This window comes from Aeromicrobium sp. CnD17-E, assembly GCF_024124745.1.
Taxonomy (GTDB): domain Bacteria; phylum Actinomycetota; class Actinomycetes; order Propionibacteriales; family Nocardioidaceae; genus Aeromicrobium.
On sequence record NZ_JAMXRU010000194.1, the window covers coordinates 1 to 2,249 of the forward strand.

Annotated in this window: 2 protein-coding genes; one reads left to right on the plus strand and one right to left on the minus strand. The window is 74.9% G+C overall.

The genetic code is table 11. The annotated features are described in order from the left end of the window. The coding region (locus NH339_RS18000; RefSeq protein ID WP_253027368.1) for a hypothetical protein at nt 1–528 on the minus strand (528 nt) is incomplete at its 3' end. Between the two features lie 202 nt (nt 529–730). On the opposite strand from NH339_RS18000, the gene NH339_RS18005 reads away from it, so the two are divergent. Continuing rightward, on the plus strand, nt 731–2,152 hold the full coding sequence (locus NH339_RS18005) for a condensation domain-containing protein (protein ID WP_253027370.1): 1,422 nt from the start codon (nt 731–733) through the stop codon (nt 2,150–2,152). The last annotated feature ends 97 nt before the right edge of the window (nt 2,153–2,249 follow it).

Genomic DNA, 2,249 nt, shown 5'->3' on the forward strand with positions numbered 1-2,249 from the left:
CGCGTCCTCCAGGTCGCCACGCAGCGTCGCCCAGGTGCCGTCGCGGTCGGGGAGGGTCAGTGGCGCACGACCGGAGGTCGCCCGCTCGACGGCGTCGACCATCGCGCCGCCGTCGGCCACGGCGTGGTCGACGATCAGCGACAGCAACGAGCCGCCGTCGGAGAGCCGTGCGCTCGCCAGCCGCCACGACTCGCCGCGGCCGGGGTGCAGCGGTGCGGTGTGGTTGGCCCGGAGCCAGTCGACGACGTCGCAGTCCGGGAGCACGGTCGGCTCGACGTCGATCGGCGGCGGGTGGGGCGCCCGCGACCAGCGGCCTCGTGCGCCGGGCACGCGGGGGCGGTCGGCTCTCCGCGAGAGCGCCCCGCGGGCCAGCTCGTCGCGCAGCCGGACCAGCGCCGCGGTCGGCACGACGTCGTCGAGACGCCAGACGAACTGGTTGACGATCGGCGTCCCCACGCCGCGGTGACGTCTCAGGAACAGGTCGTCCCCGAACGTCAGACGAACCGTCGCGTGGTCGATCGTCATCATGAACACCCCCCAGGTTCTGCCGAGTCAAGCGGGCCGCTGCAGACCGTGTCCAGGGGGAGGGGCGCGTGAGCATCATCACGTCGCGCGCACTCCGCGGGGGCGCGCAGACTGGCGAGCAACGGCCGCGGGGAGTGCGCGGACGTGGCGGATGGATCGCGTCACCGAAGAGACCGGTGGCGCACCGGACGGGGGGAGCACTGCCATGGAGTACACCGAGCTCGACGACTACCCGATCCCGGCAGGGATCGTGACGACGTGGACGCCGACGACGTCGTCGGAGGCGTGGGAGGACGACCCGCGCGGGCTGTCCTACGACCACGCCGCGCACCTGGCACGAGATCCCGACGGATCGTGGATCGGCTCGGCGATGCGGGTGCCGCTGCCGTTCGACGCCGACGCCCTGCGTCGGGCCCTGCGGGCCTGGATCGCGCGTCACGAGGTGCTGCGCACGACCGTCCGCCGGACCGCCGATCCCGCGTCGACCTGCGCGTGGCAGCGACGGACGGTCGGCCAGGCCCAGGTCGACGTCCGCCCGGAGGTGCTCGGGCACCGGTCCAGCGACGCGGCGCGGGTCGAGGTGGCGCAGTTCCTCGCGAGGCTGTCGCCCGTCACCTGGCCGCACTGCGTGTTCGCGACCGTGCGCGGCGCGCACGCCGAGGGCTTCGTCCTGGTCTTCGCGGCCGACCACAGCGTGATGGACGCGTACTCGCAGGTCCTGTGGTTCGCCGAGATGGAGGACCTGTACCGCCAGGCCCTCGCCGGCGTCGACGACGACGCCCTCGCCGTGCTCGACGTGGGCAGCCACGTCGACTTCTCGGCCGTCGACCGCCGGGCGGGGGAGGAGCTGTCGGCGGAGCACCCGGCGGTATTGCGCTGGCGCGCCTTCACGTCGCTCGACGAGAACGGCGAGCCGCGCGACGTGCCCGCCTTCCCGCACCACCCCGACGTCGCGGCGGCCGGCGTCGACGACCGTCCTCGACGCCAGCGCAGCCTCTCGACCTGGGTGCTGGGCGGGCCCGAGACCGACGAGCTCGGCCGACGGCTGCGTGAGCACGGTGTCGGGATGCAGGCGGCCGGCCTCGCGGCGCTGGGGATCGCGTCGCGGCGACGCTCCGGCGTCGAGCGGCTGCGGTTCGTGATGCCGATGCACACCCGCCACGACCCCCGGCACCGCGAGTCCGTGGGCTGGTACGTCGGCCTTTGCCCCGTCGACCTGGACCTGTCGGGGACGGACACGTTCGCCGAGGCGGTCGCCCGGGCCGACGCCGCGACGCGGGAGGTCAAGGACCTGGCGCGGCACCCGTTCCCCCGGGTCGCCGAGCTCCTGGGCGTCGGCGACACACCGCACTTCGTGGTGTCCTACGTCGACGTCCGGCACGTGCCGGGCGCCGAGCGCTGGCCGGCCCAGCAGGCTCGCGCGCTGAGGTCCCCGGTGTTCGCCCCGGACGAGCTCTACCTGTGGCTCATCCGCCACCAGGGCGGGCTGAACCTCTCGGTCCGGTACCCGGGTGCCTGGGCCGTGGACGCGGCCGTCCGCGGCCTCGCCGCACACCTGCGGGCCGTCCTGGCCGACATGGTCGAGCACGAGCGGGCGAGCCTGCTCGCGACGGCGGCGGACCGATGATCCTCGCGGAGATGGCGCGGTGGCGCACGGCGCCCGGCACGGTGCTGACCCTCGGTCCGACGCCCGCGAGCCTCGCGGCCGCGGCCGGGGCGCCCGT